Origin of the sequence: Geobacter sp. (assembly GCF_030834625.1) — a bacterium.
Classification (GTDB): Bacteria; Desulfobacterota; Desulfuromonadia; order Geobacterales; family Geobacteraceae; genus Geobacter.
The window spans coordinates 90,177-115,519 of the sequence record NZ_JAUQXO010000027.1 but is presented as its reverse complement, the minus strand read 5'-3'; the positions used below and the strand labels follow the sequence as shown (position 1 = coordinate 115,519).

22 protein-coding genes and 1 riboswitch are annotated in these 25,343 nt (G+C 63.0%); of the genes, 19 read left to right on the top strand and 3 right to left on the bottom strand.

All coding sequences use genetic code 11. The features are described from left to right. Positions 1 to 23 precede the first annotated feature (23 nt). Both RCH91_RS07385 and RCH91_RS07380 read left to right on the top strand, forming a co-directional pair. Positions 24 to 1,043, top strand: a complete 1,020-nt coding sequence (locus RCH91_RS07385) for a GPMC system family 4 glycosyltransferase (RefSeq protein ID WP_306533985.1) — start codon at positions 24 to 26, stop codon at positions 1,041 to 1,043. Positions 1,044 to 1,074: 31 nt separating this feature from the next. Beyond that, positions 1,075 to 1,491 (top strand): secondary thiamine-phosphate synthase enzyme YjbQ, encoded by a 417-nt coding sequence (locus RCH91_RS07380; RefSeq protein ID WP_306533984.1) that lies wholly within the window; start codon positions 1,075 to 1,077, stop codon positions 1,489 to 1,491. A gap of 27 nt (positions 1,492 to 1,518) precedes the next feature. Here the strand turns inward: RCH91_RS07380 and RCH91_RS07375 are convergent, their stop codons facing one another. Then, positions 1,519 to 2,619, bottom strand: a complete 1,101-nt coding sequence (locus tag RCH91_RS07375; protein ID WP_306533983.1) for a phosphotransacetylase family protein — start codon at positions 2,617 to 2,619, stop codon at positions 1,519 to 1,521. 47 nt (positions 2,620 to 2,666) lie between these two features. Next, complete coding sequence (locus RCH91_RS07370) at positions 2,667 to 3,776, bottom strand: homoserine O-acetyltransferase (protein ID WP_306533981.1); 1,110 nt, start codon at positions 3,774 to 3,776, stop codon at positions 2,667 to 2,669. Between the two features lie 96 nt (positions 3,777 to 3,872). After that, positions 3,873 to 4,089: riboswitch (SAM riboswitch) on the bottom strand. A 231-nt stretch (positions 4,090 to 4,320) separates the two neighbouring features. Between RCH91_RS07370 and RCH91_RS07365 the strand changes: the two genes are divergently transcribed. From RCH91_RS07365 to RCH91_RS07345, 5 genes are all read left to right on the top strand, one after another. Continuing rightward, positions 4,321 to 4,710 carry a DUF948 domain-containing protein gene (locus RCH91_RS07365; protein WP_306533980.1) on the top strand — a complete coding sequence of 130 codons (390 nt, stop codon included), beginning with the start codon at positions 4,321 to 4,323 and terminating at the stop codon, positions 4,708 to 4,710. Between the two features lie 4 nt (positions 4,711 to 4,714). Beyond that, positions 4,715 to 5,029, top strand: a complete 315-nt coding sequence (locus RCH91_RS07360; protein ID WP_306533979.1) for a YtxH domain-containing protein — start codon at positions 4,715 to 4,717, stop codon at positions 5,027 to 5,029. Between the two features lie 79 nt (positions 5,030 to 5,108). After that, complete coding sequence (locus tag RCH91_RS07355; protein ID WP_306533978.1) at positions 5,109 to 6,470, top strand: YhjD/YihY/BrkB family envelope integrity protein; 1,362 nt, start codon at positions 5,109 to 5,111, stop codon at positions 6,468 to 6,470. 134 nt (positions 6,471 to 6,604) lie between these two features. After that, positions 6,605 to 7,957, top strand: a complete 1,353-nt coding sequence (locus tag RCH91_RS07350) for a penicillin-binding transpeptidase domain-containing protein (RefSeq protein ID WP_306533977.1) — start codon at positions 6,605 to 6,607, stop codon at positions 7,955 to 7,957. A 25-nt stretch (positions 7,958 to 7,982) separates the two neighbouring features. Then, positions 7,983 to 8,219 carry a YkgJ family cysteine cluster protein gene (locus RCH91_RS07345; RefSeq protein ID WP_306533976.1) on the top strand — a complete coding sequence of 79 codons (237 nt, stop codon included), beginning with the start codon at positions 7,983 to 7,985 and terminating at the stop codon, positions 8,217 to 8,219. On the opposite strand, the gene RCH91_RS07340 is transcribed toward RCH91_RS07345, so the two are convergent. Then, positions 8,216 to 8,956 carry a UDP-2,3-diacylglucosamine diphosphatase gene (locus tag RCH91_RS07340; RefSeq protein WP_306533974.1) on the bottom strand — a complete coding sequence of 247 codons (741 nt, stop codon included), beginning with the start codon at positions 8,954 to 8,956 and terminating at the stop codon, positions 8,216 to 8,218. The two genes, RCH91_RS07345 and RCH91_RS07340, sit on opposite strands and share 4 nt — an antisense overlap. Positions 8,957 to 9,029: 73 nt before the next feature. Between RCH91_RS07340 and RCH91_RS07335 the strand changes: the two genes are divergently transcribed. From RCH91_RS07335 to RCH91_RS07280, 12 genes are all read left to right on the top strand, one after another. Then, entirely contained in the window at positions 9,030 to 9,467 is a 438-nt protein-coding gene (locus RCH91_RS07335) for a UPF0158 family protein (RefSeq protein ID WP_306533973.1), read from the top strand. A gap of 46 nt (positions 9,468 to 9,513) precedes the next feature. Continuing rightward, entirely contained in the window at positions 9,514 to 10,560 is a 1,047-nt protein-coding gene (locus RCH91_RS07330) for an AI-2E family transporter (protein WP_306533972.1), read from the top strand. A gap of 1 nt (position 10,561) precedes the next feature. Further along, a complete protein-coding gene (locus tag RCH91_RS07325; RefSeq protein WP_306533971.1) occupies positions 10,562 to 11,614 on the top strand; it encodes an AI-2E family transporter in 1,053 nt (350 codons plus the stop codon). Continuing rightward, positions 11,607 to 14,000 (top strand): heavy metal translocating P-type ATPase, encoded by a 2,394-nt coding sequence (locus tag RCH91_RS07320; protein ID WP_306533970.1) that lies wholly within the window; start codon positions 11,607 to 11,609, stop codon positions 13,998 to 14,000. The genes RCH91_RS07325 and RCH91_RS07320 overlap by 8 nt, the downstream gene beginning before the upstream one ends. A gap of 81 nt (positions 14,001 to 14,081) precedes the next feature. Next, on the top strand, positions 14,082 to 14,909 hold the full coding sequence (locus RCH91_RS07315; protein ID WP_306533969.1) for a PstS family phosphate ABC transporter substrate-binding protein: 828 nt from the start codon (positions 14,082 to 14,084) through the stop codon (positions 14,907 to 14,909). Between the two features lie 7 nt (positions 14,910 to 14,916). Beyond that, positions 14,917 to 16,146: an ATP-binding protein gene (locus RCH91_RS07310; RefSeq protein ID WP_306533968.1), complete on the top strand. Its 1,230-nt coding sequence runs from the start codon at positions 14,917 to 14,919 to the stop codon at positions 16,144 to 16,146. Positions 16,147 to 16,231: 85 nt separating this feature from the next. Continuing rightward, positions 16,232 to 16,645 (top strand): peptide-methionine (R)-S-oxide reductase MsrB, encoded by a 414-nt coding sequence (gene msrB / locus RCH91_RS07305; RefSeq protein WP_306533967.1) that lies wholly within the window; start codon positions 16,232 to 16,234, stop codon positions 16,643 to 16,645. Positions 16,646 to 16,750: 105 nt separating this feature from the next. After that, complete coding sequence (locus tag RCH91_RS07300; RefSeq protein WP_306533966.1) at positions 16,751 to 19,438, top strand: 2-oxoglutarate dehydrogenase E1 component; 2,688 nt, start codon at positions 16,751 to 16,753, stop codon at positions 19,436 to 19,438. 87 nt (positions 19,439 to 19,525) lie between these two features. Next, a complete protein-coding gene (glgC, locus tag RCH91_RS07295; RefSeq protein WP_306533965.1) occupies positions 19,526 to 20,767 on the top strand; it encodes a glucose-1-phosphate adenylyltransferase in 1,242 nt (413 codons plus the stop codon). Positions 20,768 to 20,801: 34 nt separating this feature from the next. Then, entirely contained in the window at positions 20,802 to 23,309 is a 2,508-nt protein-coding gene (locus tag RCH91_RS07290; RefSeq protein WP_306533964.1) for a glycogen/starch/alpha-glucan phosphorylase, read from the top strand. 39 nt (positions 23,310 to 23,348) lie between these two features. Further along, on the top strand, positions 23,349 to 24,554 hold the full coding sequence (odhB, locus tag RCH91_RS07285) for a 2-oxoglutarate dehydrogenase complex dihydrolipoyllysine-residue succinyltransferase (protein ID WP_306533963.1): 1,206 nt from the start codon (positions 23,349 to 23,351) through the stop codon (positions 24,552 to 24,554). Continuing rightward, a complete protein-coding gene (locus RCH91_RS07280) occupies positions 24,544 to 25,332 on the top strand; it encodes a tetratricopeptide repeat protein (RefSeq protein WP_306533962.1) in 789 nt (262 codons plus the stop codon). Before odhB ends, RCH91_RS07280 begins: the two co-directional genes overlap by 11 nt. Positions 25,333 to 25,343: the final 11 nt, after the last annotated feature.

The following is a 25,343-nucleotide window of genomic DNA, read 5'->3' as shown; positions in this document are numbered from 1 at the left end:
CGCGAAAGGAGCTCTCCGCGACCATGAAGATCGCCCTCATCACCCCCTACCATACCCCGCCGGTGCGGGGGAACGCCGTCACCGTCAGGCGCATCGCGGCGCACCTTGCCGCCGCCGGGTGCGAGGCGGCCGTCTACTCCCTCGACGCCATGACCGCCGCCGACATCCTCCACGGGATTCGGCAGGCAGCTCCGGCCGTCATCCACGCCTTCCACGCCCATCTGGGGGGGCGGGTGGCCCGGGAGGTGGCCCGCGCCGTCGGTGTCCCCTACATCGTCACCCTGACCGGATCCGACGTCTACGAGGCCCTGGAGGACGGCCGCCGGGAGGAGACTCTTGCCGTCCTCCATGACGCGGCCGCCATTGTCGCCTTCGACGCCAGCGTCAAACACCACATTACCGATCACCATCCGAGCCTGGCGGAAAAGACCCGGGTCATCCCCCAGGGGGTAGAGCTCCCCGGCGACGATTTTCACTGGGGTGAGGAGCGCTTCGAGGCAGGCGAGTTTGTTTTCTTCCTCCCGGCAGGGCTTCGGCCGGTCAAAAATGTTGGCTTCTCGTTGCCTCCCCTGGCGGAACTTCACCGGGAGGAACCCCGTGTCCGGCTGCTGGTGGCAGGTCTGATCCTCGATGAAAAGTACGGAGCGACGGTCCTGGCGGAGCTTGACCGCCACCCCTTCGCCCGCTACCTGGGGGTGGTGGGGCGAGACGCCATCGGTGCCCTCTACCGGCGGGCCGACGTGATCCTCAACACCTCCCGCTTCGAGGGTGGCATGGCCAACAGCGTGCTGGAGGCCATGGCCTTCGGCCGGCCGGTCCTGGCGGCGGACATCGAGGGGAACCGCTCCATCGTCCTGGAGGGAAAGACCGGGCTCCTGTACCGGGACGAGGGGGAGTTCCTCCGCAAGGCGCGGCAGCTGCTGGAAGACGACGCGCTGCGCCGGCATCTCGGTGAACGGGGGAGCCGGCTGGTGCAGGAGCGGTTCTCGCCGGAGCGGGAGGCGGTGGCGTACCGGGAACTTTACGGGAGGGTGCTGGGATGAACACCATGGGGAGTAACGGAGGGGCATCCACATGAAAACCTATCGCAGGGAGCTCTGGTTCGAGACCAGGCAGCGGCGGGAGCTGATCAACATCACGGGGACCGTGGCGGAGTGCCTGCGGGAGAGCGGCATCCGCGAGGGGCTGCTTCTGTGCAACGCCATGCACATTACGGCCAGCGTCTTCATCAACGATGACGAGCCCGGCCTCCATCATGACTTCGAGATGTGGCTGGAGGGGCTGGCCCCCGAGAAGCCCTACTCCCGCTACCGTCACAACGGGTATGAGGACAACGCCGACGCCCATCTCAAGCGTACCATCATGGGGCGTGAGGTGGTGGTTGCGGTTACCGACGGCAAACTCGACCTGGGGCCGTGGGAGCAGATATTCTACGGGGAGTTCGACGGGAAGCGCCGCAAGCGGGTACTGGTGAAGATCATCGGGGAATAGGCAGCCGGTCGGGGGGGCGATGATCTCCTACGGCCCAAAAAGCGCATCGAGCCTATCGAAGTCCAGGCGGGTCTCGGCCAGGTTCCTGATGAGGGCAAGCTTCTCGGTGTCCTCGGCGGTGATCTTCGAGACGTCCTCGGTGATGATGTGGTAGAGCTCTGCGGTGGTGTGGGTGTAGTTGCGGAGAAAGGGTATTCTGCTTCGCTCCAGGATCTGCTGGGTGATGGTGCTGACCGGGATGATGCCGGGGATGACGAGCCCGACGATCTTGGTGCGGTATTCGGGCATCTGGTAGAGGTTTGCCAGGGTCACGAGGAGTTCGTCGCGGCTGCTGGTGACGATGAGGAGGGTGGAGTCCCGCAGGAGCTCGGCCACCCGCTGGGTAGAGGCGGCGCCGATCTGCACGTTGTTGATGATCCGCTTCATGTCGCGCCGGTTGCCGTGGAGGGGGAGATCCAGGAGCTTTGAGACGCGGTCCAGGGTGGGGTTGGCCAGGACCGGCTGGTAGTCGAAACCGCCAATCACGGGGAAGGGCTCGTCGGCGAAGGCCCGTTGCAGATAGTCGAGGATCTGGCCTCGCTTGTGGGCGACCAGCTTGTTGGCCAGGATTGCCCGCACCTGGGCCCCTTCCTTCTCAAAGAGTGCCAGATCCACGGAAACGGAATCGACCACGTTCCCAACCCCGCCGCCGGTCACCATGAGCACCGGCGCGTCGAGCATCCGAGCGATACGGGCATTGGAGAGCTTCATTACGGAGCCGACCCCCGGGTGCCCCGACCCTTCGATGATGATGAAGTCGCACTGCTTCTCCAGCTCGGCATTGGCCTCGAGGATCCGCTCCCGGAGTTCGATGGGGGAGATCTCGCCGTCAATCACCTTCCGGGTGGTGTCGGGATAGACCACCACCGGCGACATCCAGCGCAGATCCTTGGTCAGGCCGAAGACTTGGGCCATGAGGGCGGCGTCCTTGTCCATGGGGATCCCCCGCAGCATTGCCGGCTTGGGACCCAGGGGCTTCATGAAGCCGACTCTTCCGTATTTTTTCCGGGCCAGGTGCAGCAGCGAAAGGCTGGTGGTGGTCTTGCCGCAGTTCTGTCCGGTGGCCGCTATGAAGATCTTCCGCGCCATTGTTTTTCCTTCCTGGAAGCGCCTCGATTGGGATGCCTTCCCCTAAGCTACTCTGAACATTCCACCTTGTCCAGAAACTCCCGCACCATCGGCGCGAAGGTCTCGTGCTCCAGGAGGAAAGCGTCGTGGCCGTAGGCCGATTCGATCAGGTGGTACTCGACCGGTTTGCCGAGGGAGCGAAGAACAGTGGCCATCTCCTCGGTCTGGTAGGGGGGGTAGAGCCAGTCGGAGGTGAAGGCGAAAAACTGGATCGGCGCCTTCACCTGGGAAAACGCTTCCTCCAGGGACTCGTACCCCCAGGCAAGGTCATAGAGATCCAGGGCCTTGGCCAGATAGAGGAAGGAGTTGGTGTCGAAGCGGTCCACGAAATTGTAGCCGTTGTAGGAGAGGTAGCGCTCCACCTCGAACTGGCCGAAGAAGTCGAAGAGGCCGTCCCGGGCGTTGAAGCGGCGGCCGAACTTCTGCCACATGGACTCGTCGGAAAGAAAGGTGATGTGGCCGATCCCCCGGGCAAGGGCCAGGCCGTCCTTGGGGTTTTTCCGGTATTCACCCTTCTTCCAGGTGGGGTCGTTGAAGATGGCCCAGCGGGCCACGGCGTTCAGGGAAATGGCCTGGGGCGAGGGCCGGCTCGTGGTGGCCAGGGCGATGGCGGAACGGACCCGGTCCGGGAACTGGGTGGCCCACTCCAGGGCCTGCATCCCCCCCATGCTCCCGCCGAGGACAGTGAGGAGCCGGTCGATCCCCAGGTGGTCCAGCAGCAGCGCCTGGGCCCGAACCATGTCGCGGACGGTGATGACGGGGAAGGTGAGGTTGTAGCGCTTGCCGGTCCTGGGATTGATGGAGGCGGGGCCGGTGGAGCCGTAGCAGGAGCCGATGACGTTGGAGCAGATGACGAACCAGCGGTCGGTGTCCAGGAGCCGCCCCGGACCCACGATGGCGTCCCACCATCCGGGCTTCGTGTCCTCGTCGCTGTTTTTCCCCGCCAGGTGGGCGTTGCCGGTCCAGGCATGGGCCACCAGTATGGCGTTGGAGCGGTCGGCGTTGAGTTCACCGTAGGTCTCGTAGGCCAGCGTGATGGGGCCGAGGATCCGGCCGCTTTCCAGCCGGAGTTCCGTGTCGAAGGTTACTGATTGTTCCTGTACGATGCCGACGGACATGCGTCAATCCTGAATGAGCGGTTGAAGAAACCAAAAGCCCCTTCCCGCGGTGGCGAGAAGGGGCTTTGTGACAGTTATTGCTATCGTCAAGCGCCGTTCTCATCTTTGCCTGCTGGCAGGATTTAGCACCTGGCGCTTCCGTTTCGCCTTCAAGCTGATACCTGCGTTGCCTGCGTCGTTGGCTCCTCAGCGTACTTTTTTGTACGCTTGCGGGGCCGCCTCCTTGGCGCCTTGGTCTAAGCTCGCATGCGAACCGGAAAAACCGGTTGCTGTGGTTTCGCAGGGCCTGTCCCTCCACCACTCTTGATAAGAATGCGTTTCTATTTGGTTTTCGTGGGAGAATACGGAAGCCTCGAGGGTTTGTCAAATGAAAATTTTCTCCGGTGCAGGGGGGGGAACTCCGCGCCAATCCTGAGCATTTCGTTTGCCAACGCCCCGGGGGATGGGGTATAGTTCCCCCACTTCCGGTTCGGCCGGAAGCTTGCATTGTCCCGCTGCTGTTCTATACTTATCACTACTTATCCGTCCTGGAGGAATCGACCCCATGAGTGTATCCGCATTTGCCTTGGTGGTGATGGCCCTTGCCCTGGTGGTGCTGGTGGCCTTCATGATCCCGACGCTGATGGAGATCCGGAAGGCCGCGGCGGATCTGCGGGGCTTTGTGACCCGGACCGGGGGCGAACTGAAGCCGGTGCTTCTGGAGCTGGAGAAGACACTGGCCGAACTCCGCATGGTGACCGAGGCAATCGCCGAGAAGCGCGAGGATGTCCAGACTTTCATGGAGTCGGTCGGCGATACGGGGCGCAATATCCGCACCATCAACGCCGTTATCGGCACCGTTGTCCACGCGGCGGTTACCTCGTCGGTCTGGATGACCGGCGCCAGGACGGCAGGCAAGTTCCTCACAGAACGACTCATCAAGAAAAGGGGGTAATGTCATGGCAGACGAAGAAAAAGGGTTAAGCGTAGGGACAGTTTTTCTCTCCTTCCTGGCCGGCACCGCGGTCGGTGCAGGGCTCGGGCTCCTGCTGGCGCCGAAGACCGGCAAGGAGATGCGGGAAAACATCCTGGATCTGACCGATGACGCGATCGACAAGATCAAGGGTTTCACCAAGGAGGCCCAGGGCAAGATCAAGGACACCTACGAGGAGACAAAGGATCTGATCACCGAGAAGAAGTCGATCATCACCTCCGCCATCGAAGCTGGCAAGGAAGCGATGGAGCGGGAAAAAGAGAAGTTCGGCCAGATGTAACAGTTTCAGCCGCAGCATGAAAAGCCCACCTCGCGTGGGCTTTTTCGTGCGCGCGGCCGGCCGGTGCGGCGGTGGGGCGATGACACGGAGAGACGGGACACAGGACAGGATCACCGGTTTTTTCACCCATACTCTCTGGGAGATGGAGCCGGACTCCTTCGGCCCGGTGAAGGGGCGCCTCGTGCGCTATCTGCAGATCGGGACCCTGGTCGTCAGGGACTTTCTCGACGACCAGTGCCTCATTCGGGCGTCGGCCCTTGCCTTTTCGACGCTCCTTTCCATCGTTCCGTTCTTTGCCCTTGCCTTTGCCGTCCTGAAGGGGTTGGGGGTCCAGAACACCCTGGAACCCTTCATCCTCGAACAGGTGGCGGCCGGCTCCCACGAGATCGTCGACAACATCGTCACCTATATCAACAACACCAAGGTCGGCGCCATCGGCGCCGTCGGCCTCGTGTTCCTCATCGTCACTGTCGTCTCGCTTCTGGGCACCATCGAGGAGGCATTCAACGTCATCTGGGGGGTCCGGGAGACCCGCTCTCTCTACCGCAAGTTCAGCGATTACCTGAGCGTGCTGGTGAGCGGTCCGATCCTCCTTCTGGCCGCGGTGAGCACGACGACTACCATCGAAAGCCAGGCGTTCGTCCAGTGGCTCATGCGGTCCACGTATCTGGGCGACGTTCTAGTGCTCCTTTTTCATCTGGTTCCCTTCCTCAGTATCTGGATTGCCCTCGTTTTCCTCTACATGTTCATACCCAACACCAGGGTCCGCTTCCGCTCGGCTCTGGTGGGGGGAGTCATCGCCGGGACCCTCTGGCAGGTTGCCCAGTGGGGGTATATCACCTTCCAGGTGGGGGTGGCCAAGTACAACGCCATCTACGGTACCCTGTCAGTTCTGCCGATCTTCATGGTCTGGCTCTACACGAGCTGGCTCATCGTTCTTCTGGGGGGAGAGGTGGTCTATGCCCACCAGCACCTGCGGACCTTCCGGCGCGAGGTGCGCACCCCGTCAATGAGCAGCGCCGCCCGCGAGCGGCTGGCCCTGGCCCTTCTCTACGAAATTTCCCTGGCGTTCCACAACGACCGCCCCGCCTGGAGCGTGGCGGCGCTTGCCGAGCGTCTCGACGTGCCCGAACGGTCTGTGCGGGAAATTCTCGAATGTCTGACCGAGGGGGGGATGGTCGCGGCAGGGTGCGGCGATGATGCCCTCTATCTGCCGGCCCGGGAGTTGGAACACATTCTGGTTCGGGACGTGCTCGCGGCATTGCGGAATCAGGGGATTGGGCTCCCCCGAAGGATGGGGGGCGAAGGTTCTGCCGTGGTGGACGGTCTCTGGGCCAGGATTGAGGGGGCTGTCCAGGGGGCTGTCGGCGACCTGAGTTTCCGGGATCTGACGGAATCCGTTCCATCGGCGGATGACGACCCCTTGACGTCTGGTTCATGAGAGGATGGTAACGGGTGCCGTCGTTGACAAAGGGTGGGGTTTTGCATATAGTGACGGCTGTGTAACCGCTATGAATTCCAGCATTCACGCCCGCTTCGGCTTCGACGGACGGGTGATCGGATCCTTTTTTATATATGCAAGACTTTAAACATCTCACGAGCAAGGGCCGCTTTTCTCTTTCCGCTCTCACCAAGCAGCGGAAAGCCCCTTCCCGCAATTCCTTCAAGAGACTCGACGAATCGAAACCCCGGAAAAAACGTCTCCGGGTTCTCCTTCCCGTGCTTGCTGCCTTTATCGCCGCCTATCCGGTCTTTTCGCCCGTGTTCTTGGGGCGAACGGCCGTCTCCAGCGTTCAGGGGGAAGCACACCCGACAGTAAAGGACCCCCGCGATCTCGACGTATTCAGTTCCTTCCGGCTCGGGGCCGGGCTCTTCCCCTCGGCCCGGCTCGAAGGGGACCGGTTCACGGCCCCCATTCCCGATGGGGGGACGGTGGTTTTTGCCATCAACAATACCATTCAGGAGCGGGTCAAGGAGGTCATGGCCCAGTTCGACGTACCCTACGGGGTTTTCGTTGCCATCGAGCCGAAGAGCGGCAAAGTCCTGGCCATGGTTTCCCATTCGTCGGCGTCTCCCGGTTGGGAGGAGCGGGCCTTCTACGGGGTCTACCCCATGGCGTCCCTCTTCAAGATAATCACTGCCACGGCGGCGCTGGAGCAAGGGAAGGTTACCCCCGACACGGTCATCCCGTTCCGAGGCGGACTCTACTCGGAGAGCTCCCGCCACTGGAGCAGCCTCCCGAAACGGGGCGCCCAGGAGATGGACCTCACGACCGCCATGGGTAAATCGGTCAACCCGGTCTTTGGCCGGCTCGCCAGCGACATCGCGGGGCGGGAATCGGTTCTGCGCTGCGCCGAGCGGTATGGTTTCAACCACTATCTTCTCCCGGGGACCCCGGTCCAGCCGAGTAAGGCCGAGCACCCCCAGACCGAGGATGATCTCCGCCTCATGGGGGCGGGCCTCGGTCGCGAGGTGAAGATTTCCCCTGTCCATGCGGCGGTCATGATGGCGGCCATAGCCAATGGCGGCACCATGCTCGCTCCCTCCCTCGTGGACGAGATCAGAAATACCAAAAACGAGGTGACCTACGCCCACAAACCCCTGACGATCCGCTCCATCGCGGCTCCCGAAGTGGCCAACCAGCTCACGAGGATGCTCTCCACCACCGTGACCAGCGGCACCTCCCGCCGTGCTTTCCATGACAGCCATGGCCGTCCCAGGATTGCCAATGTCAACATCGCAGCCAAGACCGGCTCCATCAACGGCACCGACCCCGAGGGGCACTACAGCTGGTTTGCCGCCTACGCCCCTGTCGAAGATCCTCAGATTGCCCTTGCCGCCCTCGTCATCAATCAGGATAAGTGGAAAATCAAGGCGCCCTACCTGGGTGAGCAGGCCCTGGAGGCGTTTTTCAACAGGAACCGGTGATCTGGGGCCGGGGGCCGGGAGAGGCATGGAGTGTCTGAAATGCGGCACCTGCTGTGTCGCCCCCGACATCACGACGCTCGGAAAGCCGGTTGGGGTGAGGTGTCGGCACCTGGACGGGATGGGACTCTGTACTGCCTATGACGAGCGTCCGGCGGTCTGCCGGGGGTACCGCCCCGACGAGCTCTGCCTCCTGGTGGAGGCGCCGACCATGGAAGAACGGGTTGCGAGGTATCTGCGGCTCTTCGGGCTCGACACGCTTTAGCGGGCCGTGGTCCCTGATCTTTGGTCCCGGTAGCTTTTCAGCGACAGGGTACCGTCCTTCCACTCTCCGTACGTATAATGGCTAAGCCAGTCCCCCAGGGAGAGGAGAATCCGGCCGTCGGTGTTGTCCAGGAACGGGATGTGGAAGTGGCCCGAGACGACCACATCACACCCCTCCCGGAACCGTTCGGCGGCAAAGGCCCGCAGCAGGGCGGGGTAGTCCCAGCGGTGCCGGCGCCGACCGTGGCTCTTCTTGCTCCCATGGGACATCCGCTCGGCGATCCAGCAGGCGACGGCAGGTGGGACGATACGGGTGGCTCGCCGTGTCAGGGGGCTGTGGAGGATGAAGCGGAGCAGCCGGTAGGGGTAATCCTCGCGGTTCACCTCGTCGCCGTGACAGAGGTATACCCGCTTCCCGTCTATTCCGACCGCTGTTGGGCCGGGGTGGACCCGGGCGCCGAGGACCTCGGTGAAGAATGGCCCCATGTGGAAGTCGTGGTTTCCCTCCAGGTAGACGATCTCCACGCCGCTTGCAGCCAGTTCCCTGAGCCGGTCCAGGACAGGGTGGTAGTGGGTGAAGGGGACCGTGTCGTAGCCGATCCAGAACTCGAAGAGATCACCGAGAATGAAGAGGGTGTCGATGGTCCCCCGGAGTTCGGCCAGGAACTCCATGAGGAGCCGGTAGTTTTCGTCACCCTCGTGTCGCAGGTGGGCGTCGGCGATGAAGATAGCGTGCATGGCGGCACTATAGAACAAAAGGGCTGCAAAGGTAAAGATAGAGCCTCGATTGAGAGAGGAAGACGGGTTCACCATGGGATTCATGCGGGACGTGGAGATAGTCTGGGACGACCTCCTGGAGGCCTTTGACAATCCGGAAAGTGATGTCATTTTCTTCCTGGACCGGGAGACGGGGGAAATCTTCGCCGTCCCTGCCGACTACGAGGACGACGAGTTCTGGCATGACCTGGAGGAGAGCGACGAGCGCTTCATTCAGATACCCGGATTTGACTACGATCAGGAGCGGCTTCTGCTCCACGAGTTCATCCGCGGGGTGGAGAACGATGCCCTGAAGCGGATGCTCGAGCGGGCCTTCGAGGGGAAGAGGCCCTTCGGGAAACTTGACGAGATCCTCTCCTTCTATCCGGAGGAGTTCGACCGCTTCATGGCCAGGAAGGAAGAGATCATCTCCGAGCGGATCAGGCACTGGCTCGAAGAGCACGACCTCTTTGGCGAGGAAGAGGAATTTTAGCAGCCTGCCAGCCAACGACGGCGGCGTTACGGGAACGGGGGCAATGATGGGAGAGAACGCACCGGCCGCACAGAAGGGGATCATCTGGTTCCTGGCGGTCGCGGCCGTGATAGCCGCAGGCTATGCCATCCGGCACACGCTTTCCTGCTTTCTTCTCTCCTTTGTCTTTGCCTATCTCCTCGATCCCGCCGTGGTCCTGCTGGAGCGTCGCGGCCTTCGCCGCCCCTGGGGGATCGTTGCCCTCTACCTGCTCCTCACGGTTCTCTCGGTCTTCTTCGTCACCTTCATCGTCCCCTTTGCCAGCATCCGCTGGGAGGCATTCCTCACGGGGCTCCCCACCTACCTCCAGAAGGGGAAGGAGATCGTCCTCGCCTGGAAGATGCAGATGGTTCCCTCCTCTGCCGCCGACGAGTGGCGCTGGCTCTTCGAGACGGGAGCCGGCCAGCTCGACAAGCTGGCGTCGCGCTTGGGCGCGGGAGTCTACGAGGCGGCCACGGGGTTTGTCTTCAACCTCTTCAATCTGGTGCTTGCCCCCATCCTCATCCTGTTCATGCTCTGGTACAAGGAGGAGATCAATAGGGGGATCATCACGTGGCTCCCCCCTTCCCGTAGCGAGGCAATCCTCACACTGGGGCGGGAGATCAACGCCAGCGTCGGCGGCTACATCCGGGGGCAGCTCATCGTCTCGGTCATCGTGGCAATCCTCTCCATCATCGCCCTCTTCGTCCTTGGCATCGACTATCCCTTCCTTAACGGCATCTTTGCCGGCCTTGCGTCGATCCTTCCCTTCATCGGGGTGATCCTGGCGACGCTCCCGCCGCTCTTTTTCGCCTACGTCCAGTACGAGAGCGGACTTGTCCTCCTGAAGGTGATCGGGGCCTTCTCGGTCATCTACTTCCTGGAGGGGTACGTGGTAAAACCCCTGGTCTTCAAGGAATCCATGGACTTGAATCCCCTTGTGACGATCATTGTCGTCATGCTCTTCGGCGAGCTCATGGGCTTCTGGGGGATCCTGCTTGCCATCCCCATCGCCGCAGCGGTCCGGATCATAGCGAATCACGCGCGGCACGGCGACTTTTCGCGGGGAGCGTGAGGTGCGCCCCCGCGATGCGGCCCATATCGCCTGGTTCCTGGCCGGGACCCTGGGGGTGGTGCTCCTGGCGGGCCACGTGGCCCACCACAGCCTCTCGGCCATCCTCACCTCCCTCGTCATCGCCTACCTGCTGAACCCCTTCCTGAAGTACCTGGAGCGCAAAGGGCTCGGCCGCATTCCCGCCCTCGCAATCCTCTACCTCTGCATCTCGGTGGTGATACTCTTTTCGCTCTTTGCGCTTATCCCGTACCTGAGCCATCAGCTTGAGGCCTTTCCCCGGGCGGTCCCCCACTATGTGCAGAACCTGGAACGGGTCCTGGAAGGGTGGCGGGCGCGTCTTGCCCCCTCCTACGGGGGCCAGGAGGGGGCCTGGCTCATCGCCCGGGCCGAGGAGTCCCTCAGAAAGCTGGCCCTGGAGGTGTCGGGCAAGGGGTACCAGGAGCTGAAGGCCGCCCTCTTCGGCCTCTTCAATCTGGTCCTGGCGCCGATCCTCGTCTTCTTCATGCTCTCCTCCAAGCAGTTCTTCAAGGACCTGATCCTCCGCTTCGTCCCCCACCGGGAGCGCCCCTCATTCCGGGAGGTGGGGAGGCGGATCAAGGAGTCCCTGGAGCGCTTTGTCATGGCCCAGTTCTTCGACTGCCTCCTGGTCGGTTTGTTGTCGGCCCTGGCGCTCTATTTCCTCGGGATCGAGTTCCCGCTCCTGAACGGCTTCGTGGCAGGGTTCGCGTCGGTGGTTCCCTACGTGGGGGTGATGGTGGCGGTCATCCCGCCGGCCCTCATGGGGTACGCCAAGACGGGGGACCTCATGATCATCCCCAAGGTCTGCGCCGCCTACTTCGTAATCAACGTCATCATCGAGGGGAACCTCATCAAGCCGCTCCTCATGCGGGGAACCCTGCGCCTGAACCCCCTTGCGGTGATCTTCGCCCTCATGGCCCTGGGGGAACTCCTGGGTTTCTGGGGGGTGGTGCTGGCGGTGCCGGTGGCGGCGGTGGTGAAGATCTGCGCCGTGGAGTTGAAGGGGTATCTGGTGAGAGGGGAGAGAGATGCGTAAGGCGATGTTCGGCATAACCGGCATGAGCTGCGCCGGTTGCGCGGCCCGGATCGAGAAGGAGATCGGCCGGATGGCCGGCGTCGGCACGGCGGTGGTGAACTTCGCCACCGAGGAGCTGGCGGTGGAGTATGACGAGGAAAGGACCTCGGAAGAGGCCATCGCGGCCCGGGTGAAGGAGCTGGGCTACGGGACGCGGCGCAACGCGGCGGCCGGCGAGCTTCGCTTCGGGGTTCGGGGGCTCCACTGCGCCTCCTGCGTGGCGACCCTGGAGAAGAAGCTCCTCTCCAACCCTGCCGTGACCGCCGCCGTGGTGAACCTGGCCCAGGAGGAGGCCCTGGTCCGGTTCGACCCGGCCCGCCTTGGCCAAGCCGACATTTTCGCCCTGGTGACGGACGCCGGGTACACCCCGGTGGAGCCGGAGCAGGGGGGGGCGGAAGCCGCGTCGGAACTCACGGCCCAGCGGAACTGGTTTGTCCTGAGCGCCCTCCTGTCGCTCCCCATCATGCTCACCATGACCCTGCACGACAACCGAGCCGTGGGGTGGATGAACCTGGTGCTGGCCACGGTCGTCCAGTTCTCGGCGGGACTCACCTTCTACAAGGGGAGCTGGTTCGCCCTCAAGAACAAGAGCGCCAACATGGACGTGCTCGTGGCGCTGGGCACCTCCGCCGCCTACTTCTACTCCCTCTTCGCCTTCTTCGGCGCCTTCGGGGAGCACGGCGGCCACGTCTTCTTCGAGACCTCGGCCATGCTCATCGCCTTCATCCGCCTCGGCAAGTACCTGGAGGCCCGGGCCCGGGGGAAGGCGGGGGAGGCCCTGAAAAAGCTCCTGCGGCTCCAGGCCGACAAGGCACGGCTCGTGACCGGTGAAGGGGAGCGGGAAGTGCCGGCCTCCGCCGTCCGGGTGGGGGACCTGGTGCGGGTCTTTCCTGGCGAGGCCCTTCCCGTGGACGGGGAGGTGGTGGAGGGGAGCTCCACCGTGGACGAGTCCATGGTCACCGGCGAGTCGGTGCCGGTGGCGAAGAAGCCGGGGGACCCGGTCACCGGCGCCACGGTGAACCGCAGCGGCGTCCTCACCGTCCGGGCGACCCGGATCGGGGAGGAGACCCTCCTTGCCCAGATCGTCCGGATGGTGCGGGAGGCCCAGGCCGACAAGGCCCCCATCCAGCGTTTCGCCGACCGGATTTCCGGCGTCTTCGTGCCGGTGGTCATCGCCCTGTCCCTCATTACCTTCGGGGTCTGGTTCTGGGGACTCCATGCCGAGTTCCTCTTCGCCTTCAAGCTGGCCATTGCCGTGGTGGTCATCGCCTGCCCCTGCGCCATGGGGCTCGCCACCCCCACCGCCATCATGGTGGGGAGCGGCGTGGGGCTCAACCGGGGGATCCTCGTGAAGCGGGGGTCGGTGCTGGAGAACATCTCCCGGGTCCAGGCGATCCTTCTGGACAAGACCGGCACCCTTACCCGGGGGGAGCCGGCCCTCACCGACCTCCTCCCGGCGCCGGGGGAAACGGAGATGCGGCTCCTGAAGTTCCTTGCCGCCGCCGAGTCCCGCTCCACCCACCCCCTGGCCCAGGCTGCCGTGGCAGGCGCCGCGGAGCGGGGCGTGGCGCCGGAGGAGGCGGCCGACTGCCGGGAAACCGAAGGGGGTGGCGTCGCCTGCACCGTGGCGGGGGAGCCGGTCATGGCCGGCAACGCCCGCTTTCTGGAGGAGGCGGGGATTGCCACCGAGCCTCTTGCGGCCGAGGCCGCGCGGCTGGCAGGGGAGGGGAAGTCCCTGGTCTTCGTGGCGGGCGGGGGGCGCCTCGTGGGGCTCGCGGCCCTGGCAGATCGGCTCAAGGATGGTTCGATCGCTGCCGTGGCGGCCATGAAAGCCATGGGAATCGCCACCTTCATGATAACCGGCGACCACCGGGCCGTGGCCGCTGCCGTGGCCCGGGATGCAGGGGTGGACGGCTTCGAGGCGGAGGTCCTTCCCGGTCGCAAGCAGGAGGTGGTCAAAGAATACCAGGCCAAGGGGCTTTTCACGGCCATGGTGGGGGACGGCATCAACGACGCCCCGGCCCTAGCCCGGGCCGATGTGGGGATCGCCATCGGCGGCGGTACCGACGTGGCCAAGGAGACCGGCGACGTGATCCTTGTCCGCGATGACCTCATGGACGTGGTAAGGGCAATCCGGCTCGGCCGGGCTACCCTCGCCAAGGTTAAACAGAATCTCTTCTGGGCGCTCTTCTACAACATTCTCGGCATCCCTGTTGCAGCAGGTGTTCTCTACTACCCCCTTGGCATTACCCTCAAGCCCGAGTACGCAGGGCTCGCCATGGCCTTCTCGTCAGTGTCGGTGGTGACCAACTCGATCCTCCTGAGGAGGGTCGGAAAGAGGCTGTAGACGGGCTGGACGTAACGGTTTTTTGACGCGTGCGGAGTTGACACAGATGCTGCCCCGATCCTTTACCTATGAGGAAATGTGATGACGCAAGTGATGCGAACATGTATTGCCGCAGTGATGGTGCTGATCGTGTCTCCAGCGTTTGCCGGGACGTCCGGGAACGATTCACAGGTTGTTGTGGCCGGTTCGGGGACATGCATCCCGATCGTCCGGATGCTTGCCGGGGAGTTCCGACGTTCCCATCCAGGGGTGTGTATAACGGTTCCTCCCAGCATAGGCTCGGCCGGCGGGGTCAAGGCTGCCGCAGTCGATGCGGTGGATATCGGCATGGTTTCCCGACCACTCAATAAGGCCGAAGCGGTAAAGGGGCTCGTGTACCGGCCCTTTGCGCGCTCGGCCATAGTCTTTGCCACGTCGCCGTCGGTTCCCGACACTGATCTGAGCCATGCCGACATCGTTGCCATCTATCGAGGCCACAAGAACCGGTGGAAGAATGGCCGAAAGATCGTCGTCCTGACCAGGGAGCCGGGGGACAGTGCCATAGGTTTGTTGCGGGAAAAAATTCCGGGGTTTCGGGAAGCCTACGATGCAAGCCACGACAAAAAGTTCTGGGTCACCCTCTACACCGACCAGGAGATGAACCAGGCGCTTTCATGGGCGCGGGATGTTCTTGGGATTACCGATCGGGGCGCCGTGATGGTGGAGAAGCTCCCCGTGAAGATGCTGAGCCTGAACGGGATCCCGCCCCATGACGACAATGTGGCCAGCGGCAGATATCCCCTGGCCAAAACCCTGGCCTTTGTCTATCGCAAGGGGGGGCTTTCACCGGCCGGTTCGTCGTTTCTTGAATTCGTATTTTCCGACAGGGGCCGGAAGCTGTTGAAACGATATGGCTATCTGCCGGAGTGAGGCGAGGATGAGGGGTGGCAAGCGGGGAAACATAGCGATAGCAAAGCAACTGGCGGCCCGGCTCTATCCCCTTGCGCTGGGGATCGCGCTCCTTATCGGCATTGGGTTCCCGGCAGGGTATGCCTTCCTCGCATGTAACGCCCAGGAGAAGGCCGCCACGATTCATGCGCGGGAACTGGCGGAACGGCTCGGGAGGATGGTCCTTGAGGATGCGGCCCTCTGGAAGTTCCAGAGCCAGAAATATGCGGCCATTCTTGACGATTTCCTCCCGCTGAAAAATATCGCCCATGTCCGTATTCTCGACGAATCGGGGAAGCCGCTGAAGCTGTACGATCATGACGAAACTGACGGGATGCCGCTCCTCAGGTCATTCGCCCTGAGCGGCGAGGCCCCCATTGTCTTCAACAGGGAGACCATGGGGACCGTTGTCATAGAAACGGCGGTGGACCGGCTGGTCGTGTCCACCCTTGCCGTTTTTCTCGTTTTCGCCATGGCGGGATTTGGCCTGGCGTTTTTCGTCTATCTCTATCCCACCAAGGTGGTCAAGGAACTGGAAGGGGAGATCGAGGGGCTCATAGCCGAACTTGAAGCGTTCAGCTATGCGGTGTCCCATGATCTCCGGGCCCCGCTGCGGCATGTCAGCGGTTACAGCACGGTCCTGATTGAAGATTACGGCGACAGCCTGGGGGAAGAGGGGAGGGAGTTCCTGAGCCGCATCCATGGCTCCAGCGAAAGGATGAGAGCCATCGTCGATTCCCTCCTTGAGTTATCGCGCATTGGCAAGGACGAGCTCAGACGGGAAAAAATCAATCTGGGGAGCATGGCGCGGGAGATTGCGGACGGTCTCCGGTTGTCGGAAGCTGGTCGCCAGGCAACCTTCCGCATCCAGGATGACGTGGTGGTCGAGGGGGACCCTCAGCTCCTGCGGAACGTGCTGGAAAACCTCCTGGGGAACGCCTGGAAATTCACCGCCAAAAGGGAACACGCCCTCATAGAGTTCGGTACGGTGGAGCTTGACGGCAGCAACGTCTGCTTTGTCCGCGATAATGGTGCCGGCTTCGACATGGCCTACGCCGACAAGCTCTTTGCACCGTTCCAGCGGCTCCACACCACCGCTGAATTCGAAGGGTCCGGCATCGGCCTTGCCACGGTGCGGCGCATCATCAACCATCACGGGGGAAAGCTCTGGGCCGAAGGAAAGCCGGGCGAGGGGGCGGCATTCTACTTTTCACTTTGACGTCTTCGCTGTGCCATCTTCTGCAAAATCGGTACGATGTGGTATCCTTTCTCATGAGATATGAGCCGGCCAGGGAGGTGGGCCCATGAAGAAAAAAATTGTCAAATCCGATGCCGAGTGGTGCAAGGAGCTCACACCCGAGCAGTACGAGATAACCCGCCGCAAGGGAACGGAGCGGGCCTTCACCGGCGCGTACTGGGACTGCCACGAGGAAGGTGTCTACCGCTGCATCTGTTGCGGGGCTGAACTCTTCACCTCCGCCGCCAAGTTCGATTCCGGCACCGGATGGCCCAGCTTCACCACCCCCGCCGACAATGAGAGCGTGGAGGCCGAGTCGGACTTCAGCTTCTTCATGCGCCGGACCGAGGTCCACTGCGCGGCCTGCGGCGCACACCTGGGGCATCTGTTCGACGACGGCCCGGCCCCCGCCGGCAAGCGCTACTGCATCAACTCGGCGGCGCTCACGCTGGAGAAAACGGGAGAGAACACGGGCCAATGACGGGCCGCCTTTGAAACCCCTTCCCCCTCTGCTATACTTTCGGCGTCATGCAAGAGTTATTCGTACGTTAGTTACGAACAGGCTCTCTGTCGAGAGGAAGCACCCATGTCCATTCTCCCCGGCGCCGACCCGGAGTTCATAGAATCCCTCTACCTGCGGTGGCGCGACGATCCCGCCGCCGTTTCCCCCCAGTGGCATGCCTTCTTCAGCGGATACGAGCTGGGGCGCGGGATGCCCGGCGGTGAGACCCTCTCCCCTGAACTTGCCGCCAAACAGTCGGCGGTGGATTCACTTATCTACCGCTACCGGGACCTTGGGCACCTCCTGGCCTGCACCGACCCCCTCTCCCCCTGCAAGCTGGAGCACCCGCTCCTGGCCCTGGACCACTATGACCTGGACGAGAGGGACCTGGACCGCACCTTCCATCCCCGGCGGTATGTGAAGAAGGAGGCGACGCTTCGGGAGATCCTCGATACCCTGCGGGAGACCTACTGCCGCTCCGTGGGGGTGGAGTTCATGCACATCCAGGATCCCTCCGTGCGGAGCTGGCTCATGGAGCGAATGGAGCCGGTCCGAAACCGGCCGACCTTTTCGCGGGAGGAAAAGCTCAACATCCTCGGCAAGCTCCAGGAGGCGGCCCTCTTCGAGGAGTTCCTCCACCGCAAGTTCCAGGGGCAGAAGCGCTTTTCCCTGGAGGGGGGGGAGACCCTCATCCCGCTCCTGGACGCGGTGGTGGAGCGGGCCGCGGAGCACGGGGGCACCGACCTCATCCTGGGGATGGCCCACCGGGGGAGGCTGAACGTCCTGGCGAACATCCTCGGCAAGCCCCTGGAAAACATCTTTGCCGAGTTTGCCGACAACGGGGGGCTCGGCTTCGTGGGGGACGGCGACGTGAAGTACCACAAGGGGTTCTCCCGGGACCGGGAGCTGACCGACGGCCGCGTCATCCACCTTACCATGGCCTTCAACCCCTCGCACCTGGAGGCCGTGGACCCGGTGGTGGAGGGGAAATGCCGGGCGCGGCAGGACGTTGCCGGACCGGGAAGCGACAAACGGGTGCTCCCGCTGCTGATTCACGGCGACGCCGCCTTCGCAGGCCAGGGGGTGGTGGCCGAGACCCTCAACCTCTCCCAACTGGAGGGGTACCGGACCGGCGGCACCCTCCATGTCGTCATCAACAACCAGATCGGGTTCACCACCCTGCCGGCCGATGCCCGCTCGTCCCTCTACGCCACCGACGTGGCAAAAATGGTGGCGGCGCCGGTCTTCCACGTCCACGGCGAGGACCCGGAAGCGGCGGTCCACGTGGCGCGGCTGGCCCTGGACTACCGGCAGGCCTTCGGCGCCGACGTGGTGGTCGAGATCATCTGCTACCGCCGCCACGGCCACAACGAGGGGGATGAGCCCTACTTCACCCAGCCCGCCATGTACAGCCTCATCAAGGACCGGCCGCCGGTCCACGAGGTGTACGCCGCCCGGCTGGCCGAGGAGGGGATCGGCCGGGAAGAGATCGCAGCCCGGTCGGCAGAGATGACCCGTCGCCTCGACGCCGCCCTGGGCTCCCCGCCCCGTCCCGTCCCCGGCGGTTTCGAGGGGAAGTGGGAGCAGTACCGGCGGGACTACGCCCCCGGCCCGGTCGAGACCGGCGTCTCCCGCGATGTCCTGCAGGACCTGGCCTTCCGGCTCGCCGTCATCCCCGACGGCTTCACCCCCCACCCGAAGGTGGCGGCGCTCCTGGCCAAACGGCGGGAGGCGGTGGAGCGGGGAGAGGGGATCGACTGGGGGAGCGCCGAGACCCTCGCCTATGCCACGCTCCTGGCGGAAGGTGTCTCCATCCGCCTCTCCGGTGAGGATACCCGGCGCGGCACCTTCGGCCACCGCCACGCCGTCCTCCACGACATGGCCACCGACGCCTCTTTCGTTCCCCTTGCAGGTACGGCGACGAATGGGGCCTCCTTCCAGGCCTGGGACAGCATGCTTTCGGAGTTCGCGGTCCTCGGCTTCGAGTACGGCTACTCGGTGGAGGCGCCCGAGGCGCTCGTCATCTGGGAGGCCCAGTTCGGCGATTTCGCCAACGGCGCCCAGGTCATCATCGACCAGTTCATCGCCGGCGGCGAGTCAAAGTGGCAGCGGGTGAGCGGCCTCGTTCTCCTCCTTCCCCACGGCTACGAGGGGCAGGGGGCCGAACACTCCAGCGCCCGGATCGAGCGCTTTCTCCAGCTCTGCGCCGACAACAACATGCAGGTGGCCTACCCCTCCACCCCGGCCCAGCTCTTCCATCTCCTGCGGCGGCAGATGAAGCAGCCCTTCCGCAAGCCCCTCGTGGTATTCTCCCCCAAGAGCCTCCTGCGCCATCCCCAGTGCGTCTCCCGGCTGGAGGAGCTGCAGGGGATGTTCCGGGAGGTGATCGTTGGCGGTGCCGCTCCCGAGAAGGCGCGGCGGCTTCTCCTCTGCACCGGGAAGATCTATTACGACCTCCTGGAGCGGGTGGAGAAGGATGGCCGGGAGGACGTGGCCATCGTCCGGGTGGAGCAGCTCTACCCCCTGCGGACCGATCTTCTGGGGGAGGCGGTGGAGCGGTTCCCGGAGGCAAAGGATGTGGCCTGGGTCCAGGAGGAGCCCCGGAACATGGGGGCCTGGAGCTTCATCCGGTCGCCCCTGGCGGAGATCTTCGGCGCTGAGCCCCGCTACGTGGGGCGGCAGGAGAACGACGTGCCGGCGGTGGGGTCCCACCGGCTGCACGGGGAGGAGCAGGAGCGGATTGTGGTGGAAGCGCTCAGATCGGGTCCCTGACGGGCCTGCTCCGGGCAACCCGATGATTGACCGTATTATGACACCAATTTCATGAGTATTCAGATTTCCAGGAAGGAGGGTAATATCATGTATGTATCGGGCAATTTTACGGGGAACACGATAGCGATGGTTCTGGCCGGAGGCAAGGGGGAGCGGCTCACCCCCCTCACCGTGAGACGGCCGAAACCAGGCGTGGCCTTTGGCGGGAAATACAAGATCATCGATTTTGTCCTGAGCAACCTGTTTAATTCGGGGATCAAGAAGGTCTACATCCTGACGCAGTACAAGGCGTACTCCCTGATGAAGCACATCAGGGAATCATGGGGGAAATGGGCCGGTCTCGGCGAATTCTTCGTCGCCATATCGCCCGAGACGAGCAGTGAGAGTGAGGAGTGGTTCAAGGGGACAGCCGATGCGATCAACCACTATCTGAGATTCATCGAATCATCCGATGCGGATTATGTGGCAATATTCGGAGGCGATCACATCTACAAGATGGATATTAGCCAGATGATAGAATACCACCGCATGAACAGGGCCGATATCACCATTGCCGCCCTTGAGGTGCCCCGTGAGGAAGCCAGGAGGTTCGGGGTCTTTTTGGTGGACGATGATAACCGGGTGACGGGATTTCAGGAGAAACCGGCTGATCCCGTGCCCATTCCGGGGAGAGATACCTGCTTTGCGTCCATGGGCAATTACATTTTTTCAACACAAAAGCTCATCGACATTCTGCTGGAGGGGAAGAAGCTCTACGAAGATCTTGATTTCGGCAAGCACGTGATTCCGATGATGCTTGCAAAGAAAGACCGGGTCTTCGCCTATAATTTCAACGACAACCTGATCCCCGGCATGAAGCCCGAGGAAAAGGGGTACTGGAAGGATGTGGGGACCATTGAATCCTACTACGAGGCCAACATGGATCTTATCCATGTTTCCCCGCAACTGAATCTCTACAATTACAAGTGGCCAATCCTGACGAACCAGGGAAATCTGCCGCCGGCAAAAACGGTGTTCGACGAAGAGGGCCGCCGCGGCATGAACATCAACTCCTATGTCTGCGCCGGCTGCATAACCAGCGGCAGCACCGTGCAGCGGTCCATCATCGGTCCCCGCGGCAAGGTGAACAGCTACAGCCTGGTTGAGGACTCGATCCTCTTTGAGAATGTCACCGTCGGCAGAAACGTAAAAATCAGACGGGCGATCATCGACAAAGACATCACCATTCCCGACGGGACCGAAATCGGCTATGACCATGAGGAGGACCTTCGCAGAGGATATACCGTAACCGAATCGGGCATTGTCGTGGTATCAAAGATAGAGAACTGAAAACTACCTTAACCCTGTATTGGAGAATGTACTGATGATTCAGAAGAAGAAAAGCAAGACCGTACACAGCCCGGGGCTTACCGATCTCCCCCCCCTGCCGATGGATGTGCCGAGCCTGATGGACGATTTCCGCCATTACTACACCTATAACCTTGGTCGCGACAAATACTGCCGGTCGGTTCACTACCACTACAAGGCGCTGGCCCTCTCTGTCCGCGACCGCCTCATGGAGCGCTGGAAGAACACCCGCTATGCCTACCTGGAGGCGGACTGCAAGCGGGGCTACTATCTGTCGCTGGAGTTCCTGATGGGGCGCGCCCTGGGCAATGCCATGCTGAATCTCGGCATTACCGATACCGCCACGAAGGCGCTCATGGACCTCGGCATCTCCATGGAAGACCTGGCCGAAGCCGAAATCGACGCGGGACTCGGCAACGGCGGCCTGGGTCGCCTGGCAGCCTGCTTCCTGGACAGCTGCGCCACCCTGCAACTGCCGGTAACGGGGTACGGCATCCGGTATGAGTACGGGATGTTCCGGCAGCGGATCGTGAACGGTCAGCAGGTGGAGGAGCCGGATCACTGGCTGCGCAACGGCAACCCCTGGGAGATAGAGCGCCCGGAGTATACCCAGCGGGTCTGCTATGGCGGCCACACCGAGCGCTACCGTACCGATGACGGTGCGTCCCGCGTCCGGTGGGTGGATACCCATGACGTGCTGGCCGTTCCCTATGATACGCCGGTGCCGGGCTACACGAACGGCACGGTCAATACCCTGCGGCTCTGGAAATCGGTCGCAACCGACGCCTTCAACCTGGGTGAATTCAATGCCGGCAGCTACACCGAATCGGTTGCCGCCAAGAACGAAGCCGAAAACATCACCATGGTGCTCTACCCCAATGACGCCAGCGAGAACGGCAAGGCGCTGCGGTTGCGCCAGCAGTATTTCCTCGCGTCGGCCAGCCTGCAGGATGTCATCGAGCGCTGGGTCGTGATAGGCAAGGGGGATTTCAGCACCTTTGCCGAGAAAAACTGCTTTCAGCTGAACGACACCCATCCGAGCTGCGCCGTGCCGGAACTGATGCGCCTTTTGATGGACGAGCAGGGGATGGGGTGGGACCAGGCCTGGCAGATCACCAGCCGCACCATGGCGTACACCAATCACACCCTCCTGCCCGAGGCCCTGGAGAAGTGGCCGCTCCCCCTCTTCCGCCAGCTCCTGCCGCGCCTCTTGGAGATCATCCTGGAGATCAACGCCCACTTCCTGGCCGAGGTCTCCAGCCGCTGGCCCGGCGACCATGAACGCCTGCGGCGCATGTCCATCATCGAGGAGGGATCGACCCCCCAGGTCCGCATGGCCTATCTGGCCATTGTCGGCAGTTTTTCCGTGAACGGGGTCGCCGCCCTCCACTCACAGCTCCTTGCCCAGGGTCTGTTCCGGGACTTTTACGAGCTCTGGCCCCACAAGTTCAACAACAAGACCAACGGGGTCACGCCGCGCCGCTGGCTCGCCTGGTGCAATCCGGGCCTGAGCCGGCTGTTGACGGACACCATCGGCGACGGCTGGGTTGCGGACCTGGGTGAGATCAGGCGGATTGCCGATTTCGCCGACGATGCCGGTTTCCGGAGCCAGTGGCGGGCGGTCAAGCTGGCCAACAAGGAGCGTCTGGCGGCCCTGGTCCAGGACAAGTGCGGCGTCACCTTCAACCCGGAGTCCCTGTTCGACGTGCAGGTGAAGCGGATCCACGAATACAAGCGCCAGCTCCTCAATATCCTCCATGTCATCCATCTCTACGACCGGATCAAGCGCGGCGACACCGCCGGATGGACGAACCGGAGCGTCCTCATCGGCGGCAAGGCGGCACCCGGCTATTTCATGGCCAAGCTCATCATCAAACTGATCAACAATGTCGCCCATGTGGTGAACGCCGATCCCCAGGTGGAGGACCGGCTCAAGGTGGCGTTTCTCCCCAACTACCGGGTCACGGCCATGGAGGTCATCTGCCCCGGCACCGACCTGTCGGAGCAGATTTCCACCGCCGGCAAGGAGGCATCGGGCACCGGCAACATGAAATTCATGATGAACGGCGCTCTGACCATCGGCACCCTGGATGGCGCCAACATCGAAATCCGGGAAGAGGTGGGGGACGATAATTTCTTCATGTTCGGGCTCACGGCCGAGGAGGTGGAGGCGACGCGCCCGGGGTACAACCCTGGCGCCATCATCGATGCCGACACCGATCTGGGGCGGGTCATGAACCTGCTGGCGTTCGGCCACTTCAACCTGTTCGAGCCGGGGATATTCGATCCGATCATCACGGCCATTACCAGCCCCTACGATCCCTGGATGGTCGCCGCGGATTTCCGCAGCTACGTTGGCGCCCAGGAGAGGGTCGACGCCGCATACCAGGATCAGGAGCGGTGGACGCGTATGAGCATCATCAACAGCGCCTCCAGCGGCAAGTTCTCCACCGACCGGACCATCCGGGAGTACAACGAGGATATCTGGCGTCTGCAACCGGTGCCGGCAGTCACCGCGAGGTAACGGATCTGCCTGCAACCATGAACGTGAAAGGTTTTCCCTATGGAAATCAAGATACCTTCGGTCGGTGAATCGGTTTTCGAGGCCCTGGTGGGAAAGTGGCTGAAACTGAATGGCGAGGCGGTCAGGAAGGACGAGCCGGTCTGTGAGATCGAGACCGACAAGATCACCATGGAGATCAACGCCGAGGCCGACGGCGTCCTCACCGTCCTGGTGGCGGAGGGGACCACGGTGAAGATCGGCACCGTCATCGGCATCATCACGGAGGGGGCCGTGGCGGCCGGCGCACCGGCTCCTGAACAGCCCGCAGCGCCCAAGGAGGCCCCTCCCCTGTCGCCGGCCGCCAGGAAGATCGCCCAGGAGCGGGGGATCAGCCCGGAGAGCGTCCAGGGGACCGGACGTGGTGGGCGGGTGACGGTGGACGACCTTTTGAAGGGGGAGGGAAAAGCTGCAGAAGAAGCCGCACCCTCACCCCCTTCGCAACAGCCGCCGCTTTTTGCCCCGGCCACTTCTCCCGCCCCTGAGCCGAAGGAGCAGGCGGCCGAGAGGGATCGCATCACCCGCACCCCCATGACCCCCATCCGCAAGCGGATCGCCGAGCGTCTCCTGGCGGTCCGGCAGCAGACCGCCATGCTCACCACCTTCAACGAGGCGGACCTGGGGCGGGTGATGGAACTGCGGAAGAAGTACAAGGAGCACTTTCAGAAGAAGCACGGGATCTCCCTCGGTTTCATGTCGTTCTTCGTGAAGGCCTGCGTGGAGGCCCTGAAGGAGTTTCCGGCGGTGAACGCCTCCATCGACGGAGACGACATCGTCCGCCACCACTACTACCACATCGGCATCGCCATCGGCGCCGAGAAGGGGCTCGTGGTGCCGGTCCTCCGCGATGCCGACCGGCTCTCCTTCGCCGAGATCGAGACGGCCATCGCGGGGTTCGTGGAGAAGATCACGACCAACCGGCTGGAGCTCTCGGATCTCCAGGGGGGTACCTTCAGCATCTCCAACGGCGGGGTCTATGGTTCCCTCCTCTCCACCCCCATCCTCAACCCGCCCCAGAGCGGGGTCCTCGGCATGCACGCCGTCCAGGAGCGCCCCGTGGTCCGCGACGGCCAGATCGTGGCCCGCCCCATGATGTACCTGGCCCTTTCCTATGACCACCGGATCATCGACGGCCGCGAGGCGGTGGGGTTCCTGAAGAAGGTGAAGGAGTACGTGGAAGAGCCCGAGGAGCTCTTCCTTGAAGGATAAATTGACGACAGCGGTGATCTGCTCCGTGCTGGCGACCCTGTTTCTGGGCATGCCGGAGCCGTCGGCATCGGCCGTTGCCCGAGGAGCCAAGGGGGCCAAGACTGCGGCGGCGCATGAGTATTCTCGGATCAGGGCCGCAGCGCAGCGGGGGGACGCCAGCGCCTCCTTTCGGCTGGCGCTGATGCTCCTTAACGGCAGTGTGGCGCGTAATACGGCGGAGGCGGCCCGATTCATGAAAATGGCGGCGGAGCGGGGGCACGTGCAGGCTCAGTATTCCCTCGGGACTCTCTACTATGAGGGGACGGGGGTGAAGCAGGATCGAAAGCAAGCCGCTGGCTGGATTGCCAGGGCGGCGGCCGGTGGCGATGCTGAGGCACAGTACGCCTATGGCATGCTGCTTCTTTCCGGCGACGGTGTGCCGGTGGACAAGGTGCAGGCCATGGATTGGCTGGGGAAGGCGTCCCGCCAGGGGAGCGCAGGGGCCCGCGACGTGCTTCGACAACTTGTCGCCTTTCAGGGGCGCCCCCCCGAAATTCGCTCCCTGGAACCGGTCATCACGGCACCACCGTCTGGAAGCCGGAGCGTTGAGGCCAATGAACGGACACGTCTTGAAGGGATGGGGGTTATCCTCGACCAGGGAGAGTTCAGCCTCCGGTTTTCCATGCCCCATCTGCGGGATGCAATCGATCCGGCCTACCCGGTGACGTCTCCGGACACGGGGGTCTGGGATCGCCTTCAGGGGGGAACGTTTGAAATCATCTTCCGGCTGGACGAGTGACGGGAACAAAG